This window comes from Bathymodiolus platifrons methanotrophic gill symbiont (genome assembly GCF_002189065.1).
GTDB lineage: Bacteria > Pseudomonadota > Gammaproteobacteria > Methylococcales > Methylomonadaceae > Methyloprofundus.
Map to the genome: position 1 here is coordinate 1 of NZ_BDMN01000125.1, position 8432 is coordinate 8432.

The following is an 8432-nucleotide window of genomic DNA, read 5'->3' on the forward strand; positions in this document are numbered from 1 at the left end:
GCATCAATGGTTTTGGGTTGCAGGCCTTGAAGCTTTAAATGCTTACAGTGCTGGGTATAATAATGGTTGAATTGAAGCTCTATCGATGGTGTCATAACAGGGTAACCTCATTTTTGCTAGTTAAATGAGCTTACAAATTAACCTGTTATGCAGATAACAGGCAATGAGGTTACACTATAAATTTAGGGGTGAAGCTGTTTTTCTCCGCGATAGCGGCTTCGTCCAACCATCTTGAACCATCTTGTTTGTTTTCACCATAAAGGACTTGAAGATAATCCTGCTCTATTCCCTTCAGTATCTTCATGTCCTTCATGGTAAAAAATAAGTACAGTACTACACAGTTTACTTACCCAGAATACCTTTCACTGCATGCAGTAAATCGGCCGGCAAGACTATCGTTTTAGAATTATCAGATTCTGATAATTCACGCATGGCTTCTATATATTTCTCACCTAATAAATAGGTTGCTGGAAGTTCTTTATCTTTAATCGCGGCGGTAATACTTTCAATCGCTTTACCACTGGCATCAGCCAGTAAAATTTTCGCTTCCGCATCGCGGCGCGAAGCTTCTAAGCGACCGTCAGCCTCAAGTATGGCTGCCTGTTTAGCTCCTTCTGCACGCGTGACTGCCGCTCGACGTTCTCGTTCTGCGGCACTTTGCTCTTCCATCGAGGCTTGCATGGTTGTCGACGGATTAATATCCTGAATTTCTACTGTTTTAAGGGTAATACCCCAGTCAGCGATATCATCAGAAATACCATCTTTTAACTTTGTTTTAATATGATCTCTAGAAGATAACGCATCATCTAAGGTCATTTCACCAATAATTGCTCTGAGTGAAGTTTGAATCAACTTTACTATCGCCAGCTCATAGTCTTCTACACCATAAACGGCCTTTTCAGGTGAAATGATATTGATATAGGCAATGGCATTGGCAATAATCATGGCATTATCTTTAGTGATAACTTCCTGTGACGGGATATCCAGCACTATATCTTTAGTCGTCAACCGATCCACAATAGAATCGACATAAGGAATCACAAAATTCAGTCCAGGCGTTAATGTGGAATGATATTTCCCTAACCGCTGTACGATATGTTTATAGCCCTGAGGAACAATTCGCACCCCTTTTATAACCGTTACAATCACTAATACTACAAAAACTCCAACAACAGATAAACCTTCCATATTAAATCCTCACTTGTTATTTTGCTGAAACAATCAGCGTATTACCCGAAAATTCGCGCACGATAACGCGGCCTCCTAACTCAACTCTATCAGTACAGATAAATTGCCATTCATCATTACCTAGAATGGGAGCCGGAAAGCGTAAAGTACCACGCCCCTCATGAACTGAATTATACTCAATTACTGCACCAACCTGACCAATCATACCTTCGCGCGCCATACCCGAAAAGGTTTTATTTTTAAAATGTGGTGATACCCACTTAAACCACGAAAAAACGATAATAATAGATAAAATTATCCAGATTAATAGTTGCAGGGTAAATGAAAATGGGTAGATAAGTAATAATAAACCAACAAGAATCGCACTTAAGCCGAACCATAACGCTACAAAACTGACTAACATAATTTCTGCCAATGCCAGACATAGGCCGAATATAAGCCAGTGCCAGTAGGCAATATTTGCATTTAACCACTCAAACATTTCAGTTCCTTTTAATATTTATTTTATTTCATACCCGAATCAGTACAATATACACATACTTATTCATTACAGGAAAAAAGCATGATTATCTGGGCATTTAATTTACTTATTTTATCAGTTGGAATTTTAATAATAGGTTTAATCAAACCAAAATGGCTATTATTCTGGATGGAGCGGCCGAACAGATATGTTATTGTCGCTGTTTCAAGCATAATGCTAATGGCAGCCGCGATTTTATTTGGGGAGGGAAACAGGCAGAATGCACCTTTATCCGAAGTAGTTCAAGGCGAAAAGCCTGCTGCCACAGAAATTCCTTCTGATTTAGTTAAATAAACCGAGAATCAGAGCTTTAGCCATAGCCCGTATGAAGCTTGCGTAATACGGAAAAGCGGACTAAAGAGGCAGTGAAAGTATTCTATCTTTTATATATCCAACCTCCCCTAGCCCCTCCTTAACTAAGGAGGGGAATTATGTTGAGGCTTTCACAGTCTCTAAAGTTCGCTCTACCTATTTACTTTCCTGAGCAATTAACTCGTTCATTACCTTGATCATCCCGCCATGTGAACCTGCGGTCTTGCCATTAACCAGGTACTTGCCATTAACAACAATCGCTGGCACACCTGTTATTCCGTAACGTGGTCCCATCGTTTTTGCCTGACGCATCTTAGTGTCCACGATAAAAGAGTTATAAGCATCATGAAATGCTGCTTTATCAACACCATGCGCAACAAAAAATACAGCTAGATCCTCTTCGCTGGTTAATTTCTGTTTTTTGACTTGTATATCAAGAAAGAAATCAGCATGAACTTTATCAACTACACCTAAAACTTCCGCTGTAAAATATGCTTTCGCGTGTTTTGCCCATACCGCACTAAAAACCGCAGGCTGACGTATAAATGTTACATTCTCGGGCAAATTAGCCTTCCATTCGTCTAATGCTGGCTCAAACTGATAACAGTGCGGACAGCCATACCAAAAAAACTCAATCACTTCGACTTTTGCCGGATCTTGAGTAGGCTGTGTTGCTGATAAATCCTTATATCCTTTCCCCGCGGCAAAACTTACGCTGGCAAAAACAAACAAACTTAACAAAGCAGTTTTAATGATATTTTTTAACATACTATTTCCATTCCTAAACTTAATCACTTACGTTTTATTGCATCACTGAGACATGATAAGAGATTGCTTTAATTTCATCTTCTGTCATCTTCTTAGCAATCATATGCATCATGTTATCTGGGTTGTTACTACGTGCATCCGTTTTAAAGTCAGTTAGGGTTTTTATTAAATAGTCAGCATGCTGACCCTTTAAAGCAGGAAATGAAGCAGGCTCATTACCCTCTCCCTCAGGACCATGGCAGGCGATACACGCTGATATTTCATTATCTAGATCACCATTACGATAAACGTCATACCCCATAGCCATCAAAGCGCCTTGTTCGTCTTGTAAGGCTTTCTTGGCTGCCTTTTTTTCAGCTGCTGTTAGCTGTTGGTTATCATCAATATCATCCAGGTCATCCGGGTTTACTTGTGGTGCAGCATTCACTGTCACTGTCTGTGCTGCATAAAAAGCTGCAATATCTTGTATATCCTGCTCAGATAAACCCGAAACCATTGCACTCATTGTTGCATCAACACGTGAGCCGTCTTTAAAGGACTGCATTTGCTTAACCAGATAACCTGTGTTTTGAGCGGCTAATTTTGGAAATAGGGGCATCATACTATTGCCTTTTTCACCATGACAACTGATACACGATGAACTTTTTGCCTGACCTGCATTAATATCCCCACTAGCCTGCACTAGACCCGGCATATTAAGTAAAGCAAACGATACGGCAAGCGTTATTAAACCTTTCTTCATTTGATTCCCCTCTCGGAATTAAGATAAACATAAAGTAATTTATGTACAATAGTATACCGAATTCTACTCCAATTTATTTAATCCCTCTACACGAGTTAAGCATGAACCCTCTCTATCATCAGGCTAAATTTACCCTTAGCGCCCCAGATTTAAATTCTGCACCTGTTGACGCAGGCAGGGAAGTCGCCTTCGCAGGGCGTTCTAACGCGGGAAAATCCAGCGCTTTGAACACCTTAACCCGACAAAAATCTTTAGCACGAACAAGTAAAACTCCAGGTCGCACACAACTACTTAATTTTTTCACGCTGAATGAAGAGTTACGCTTCGTTGACCTGCCGGGTTACGGCTATGCCAAGGTTCCGGTGAAAGTTAAGCAACAATGGCATGCCTTGATGGAGTCATATTTACGCGAGCGTGAGTCCTTATATGGCATTATTCTGGTTATGGATGTCCGTCACCCTTTGACGGAGTTTGACTGGCAAATGATTGAATGGTGCGACTATAGCAAAAAGCCTCTGCATATTTTGCTAACCAAAGCTGACAAATTGAACTATGGTGCTGCCAAAAATACTTTGCTTAAAGTACAACGGGAATTAGAGGATCAGGATTTATCTGTCACACTGCAATTATTTTCTGCATTAAAACGTAGCGGCATAGATGATATTCACCAATTATTAGATAGTTGGTTTGAGGCTGAATAATTATGACAGGAACGTGTACGAAACAACTTGATCAACTGTGGGGTGCGGATCTTTAGTCCGCCTTTTAAAATACGGGCTAAGGAGCAAGGATTTAATAATATCCTCACTCCTAAAGAGACTGTGAAAGTATTCGTTTTGTTATAAATATTGCTATATTTGTAAGCTGGGTTTCGTTCCTCAACCCAGCCTACACTTAATATTTTCACAGCCTCTAAAGACCTGTGCACCAGACAAAGCGGAATTAATCCCGGAAAATCGCCCAATTAATGCGCCTCATCCCAGTTTATCCCTACACCAATATCCACTAATAGGGGAACATCTAATTTAGCGGCTTCCGTCATAAGTTTCCTGATCATAGCACTGTATTCCTCAACTTTACTCTCCGCTATTTCAAATACTAGCTCATCATGCACCTGCATAATCATTTTTGCATCGGCTTGCTCTTCTTGTAACCATACATCCGTGGCAATCATTGCCAGCTTAATAATATCAGCCGCACTACCTTGCATCGGTGCATTTATCGCTGTTCGCTCAGCATACTGTCTACGTGCTGCATTTTTAGAATGAATTTCGGGCAGATACAATCGCCGCCCCCACAAGGTCTCGACATAACCCTGCTGTTTAGCTAATTCACGGGTATCATCCATATACTGTTTAACCCCTGGGTAACGGGAAAAATATAAATCAATATATTCCTGAGCCTGTTTACGCCCAAGCCCTAACTGCTTAGCTAGACCAAAAGCAGACATACCGTAAATCAAGCCAAAGTTAATAGCCTTAGCCGAACGACGCAAGTCCACAGTAACTTGCTCCAGGTTAACCGAAAACACCTCTGCTGCAGTTGCCTTATGAATATCCTCCCCCTTGGCAAAAGCGTCTAACAGGCCTTTATCTCCTGATAAATGCGCCATAATACGTAATTCGATTTGCGAATAATCTGCTGCGACAATTTTATAACCTTCAGGAGCGATAAAAGCCTGTCGAATTCTCCGCCCTTCGGAACTGCGCACCGGGATATTCTGCAAGTTAGGATTAGAGGATGATAAGCGCCCTGTTGCTGCAACTGCCTGATGATACGATGTATGTACGCGCCCTGTTGTATTACTAACTTGCAGTGGTAATTTGTCAGTATAAGTTGATTTCAACTTACTCATACTTCGGTGCTTTAAAATCAATTCAGGCAAAGGATATTCTTCAGCTAACTCCTGTAGCACTGATTCTGCTGTTGAGGGCTGGCCTTTCGGTGTTTTCTTTAAAATAGGGAGCTGTAATTGATCATATAATATGTGCTGAATTTGCTTGGGCGAAGCAATATTAAAACTCTGTCCTGCCAACTCATGCGCCTGCTGCTCAATCGCCATAATATGATTTGCCAGCTCCATACTTTGCTGAGCCAGCATATCGCTATCTATCAATACACCATTGCGTTCCATACGAGACAATACATTTAATACCGGAAGCTCAATATTTTTATATAGCTCATCTAATGCCTGATGCTCGGCCAGTTTTGGCGCCAGGCAGTGATGCAAGGCTAGAGTAATATCTGCATCTTCTGCTGCATATTGTGCTGCCTGCTCTAGCGGCACCTCAGCAAAACCAATCTGTTTCGCCCCTTTGCCCGCGACATCTTCATAATGTATAGTTGCTCGATGCAGATAGGTTTTCGCCAGGTCATCCATATTATGTCGGGTTAGCGTGCTATTCAGCACATAGGACTCTAACATGGTGTCCTGCGCAATCCCTTGTAATGCTATGTCGTAATTAGCCAGTACATTGCTGTCATATTTTAGGTTTTGGCCCACTTTCGCCTGTTCAGGGTCTTCTAATAAAGGCTTTAGCCGCAGTAAAACTTCCGCTCTGGGTAACTGTTCTGGCACATCAGGGTACTCATGCGCCAAAGGAATATAAGCCGCTTCACCCTCTTGGACAGCAAAGGATACGCCGACAATTTCTGCCTCGCTATAATCAAGGCTGGTGGTCTCGGTATCAAAGGCAAAGAGCTCTGCAGCCCTTAATTTTTCCAGCCATAACTCAAACTGCTCCCAGCTCAGAATCATTGTATATTCCGACTCTTTTGATTCAGATACAGCGGGCTCTTCAACAACAGGTTCTGACTGTTGAACTGGTGACGCATTTTGTAATACCTTTGCCCAGGCAGAAAAACCTAGAGCATCAACCTGCTCTCGAAGATCCCCATTATCAACCGGAATACAACGCAGATCCTCTATCTGATACGACAATCCCAGGTCACACTTGATGGTAGTCAATTGTTTTGATAAGGGTAAACCAGCAAGGCTGGCACGCAGACTTTCACCCACTTTACCTTTAATCTCATCGGCACTGGCCATCAGGTTTTCCAGGGTCTGATACTTAGCTAACCATTTTGCGGCTGTTTTTGGCCCCACTTTCGGCACACCAGGGATATTATCGGCGCTATCACCCATCAAGGCTAAGTAGTCGATGATCTGTACCGGTGTTACGCCAAATTTATCAAAAACGCCCTGCACGTCCATCGTCGTATTAGACATGGTGTTTTCTAAAGTAACCTGTTCAGTCACCAGTTGCGCCATATCCTTATCGCCGGTTGATATCACTACATCAAAACCTTCGGCAACAGCAAGCTCAGCCAAAGCTCCCAGGACATCGTCCGCTTCTACCCCTTTTTCCATAATAAGTGGCATGCCCATGGCACGAATCAAGTCATGCAAGGGTTCAATTTGCACCCTTAAATCATCCGGCATAGGAGGACGGTGTGCCTTATATTCACTATAAAGTTCATTTCTAAACGTGCCCCCAGGCGCATCAAACACTACGGTGAAATATTCAGTATTGTGATCTTTCATTAGCCGACGCAACATATTCGCCACACCAAAAATCGCATTGGTAGGCATACCCGCTGAATTACTTAAAGGCGGAACAGCATGATAGGCACGAAAAAGAAAAGAGGAACCATCAATCAGAAGCATTTTTTTTGGCATGAGCTTAAAAATTATTTAGTGAGTCAATCGTCGTTTCAGCCCTGCTTTTTTCTTGCTGGGAAAGGTAAGAACCACCAACAATAAAGGTCATAAATAGCACAAAAATAATGGAAGTAATATATCTCACCTTCTTACTCGTTTTATAAACACTCATCTGACACCGTTATATTCATTTTAAACAAAGTAATTATCCCTGATTTATCATCTAACTAAAAGCAAACTGCTCTGTATATTTAATCCTGGTCTCTGAAAACAATATTAAGGTGATTTCTGTCAAAGAATATAGCAGCTTACTTGTCTTTTTATCCTTCTTCGGTGTTGCGACTACAGTTACTACATAGCGCAACTATCCGCCTGTAGTCGAGCCCCCGTATCAAGTACGGGGCAGGCTTTGAAGATGAACAAAATTCCTGCGCAATCTGGACTATTATTTCCCGACAACCACCTAAAAGTAGGCATAAAAAAGGGGCAACCAGCCCCTTTTAATCAAATATTAATAGTACCGTTTATTGATGTCTGCGCTTATATTCGGCCATTAATGCAACAAGCTTCTGTTTTTTATTAGACTTATTCAAAACATAAACTAGCGTTTCGCCCTTAGCGCCTGCACCGATATCTGTGTAACTGAGCGTTGCTTCACCTACCTGTAAAAATGCTTACAGACCTGCCCTTTCACTAAAGATACAAACTCGCTCATCCTGAATCACTTCAGCATAGAAGCCTTTTTTATTCCTGCGGCTTTACCATCATACATATTGACGACACTATTAAGGAATGCGGATTTAATAAACCCCAAAAGTCTACGCTCCAATGTAGCCTGTATGGAGCATGCGGAATGCAGGAAGAGCAGCGCACTCACTTTCCCGTATTCCGCAAGCTCCATACGGGCTACACAAAGTTTCGGATTTCATTAAAATCATCAAAGACATAAATCCCCCCTAGCTTATAGATACCATCAGCATAAAGGATAGGACCCCGGCGACTGTAGAGCTTATTAATAAGGCTCGGTATTTCTTTAACTGAAGTTTCCCAATTATTGAGTAGCTGAAATACACAATGCTGGTGTATCGAGGTTTATTTTAGGTGGTTTTGCCATGTTTATAGCAAACCCCTACTTAATTCCCCTTAGGCAATAGCATTTGAAACGAATGAAAAGACTATTTTTTTCATATAGTTGTAGCATAGTTTCAATTTTACCATAAATAATTATTGGGAAACTTCAG

8 protein-coding genes are annotated in these 8432 nt (G+C 41.5%); 2 read left to right on the forward strand and 6 right to left on the reverse strand.

Annotated elements, in window-relative coordinates; translation table 11 throughout:
* Positions 1-169: 169 nt before the first annotated feature.
* From CDZ78_RS23625 to CDZ78_RS07745, 3 genes are read right to left on the reverse strand one after another with little or no spacing between them, the layout of a single operon-like run.
* On the reverse strand, positions 170-304 hold the full coding sequence (locus CDZ78_RS23625; RefSeq protein ID WP_280175554.1) for a hypothetical protein: 135 nt from the start codon (positions 302-304) through the stop codon (positions 170-172).
* A 38-nt stretch (positions 305-342) separates the two neighbouring features.
* Positions 343-1188: an SPFH domain-containing protein gene (locus CDZ78_RS07740; protein ID WP_087869493.1), complete on the reverse strand. Its 846-nt coding sequence runs from the start codon at positions 1186-1188 to the stop codon at positions 343-345.
* 16 nt (positions 1189-1204) lie between these two features.
* Positions 1205-1669 (reverse strand): NfeD family protein, encoded by a 465-nt coding sequence (locus CDZ78_RS07745; RefSeq protein ID WP_087869494.1) that lies wholly within the window; start codon positions 1667-1669, stop codon positions 1205-1207.
* Positions 1670-1750: 81 nt separating this feature from the next.
* Between CDZ78_RS07745 and CDZ78_RS07750 the strand changes: the two genes are divergently transcribed.
* Entirely contained in the window at positions 1751-2002 is a 252-nt protein-coding gene (locus CDZ78_RS07750) for a hypothetical protein (RefSeq protein ID WP_087869495.1), read from the forward strand.
* Positions 2003-2176: 174 nt separating this feature from the next.
* On the opposite strand, the gene CDZ78_RS07755 is transcribed toward CDZ78_RS07750, so the two are convergent.
* Positions 2177-2788, reverse strand: a complete 612-nt coding sequence (locus CDZ78_RS07755) for a thiol:disulfide interchange protein DsbA/DsbL (protein ID WP_087869496.1) — start codon at positions 2786-2788, stop codon at positions 2177-2179.
* A 34-nt stretch (positions 2789-2822) separates the two neighbouring features.
* On the reverse strand, positions 2823-3530 hold the full coding sequence (locus CDZ78_RS07760) for a c-type cytochrome (RefSeq protein ID WP_087869497.1): 708 nt from the start codon (positions 3528-3530) through the stop codon (positions 2823-2825).
* A gap of 101 nt (positions 3531-3631) precedes the next feature.
* On the opposite strand from CDZ78_RS07760, the gene yihA reads away from it, so the two are divergent.
* A complete protein-coding gene (gene yihA, locus CDZ78_RS07765; protein ID WP_087869498.1) occupies positions 3632-4231 on the forward strand; it encodes a ribosome biogenesis GTP-binding protein YihA/YsxC in 600 nt (199 codons plus the stop codon).
* 263 nt (positions 4232-4494) lie between these two features.
* Here the strand turns inward: yihA and polA are convergent, their stop codons facing one another.
* A complete protein-coding gene (polA, locus tag CDZ78_RS07770) occupies positions 4495-7209 on the reverse strand; it encodes a DNA polymerase I (protein ID WP_087869499.1) in 2715 nt (904 codons plus the stop codon).
* Positions 7210-8432 lie beyond the last annotated feature (1223 nt).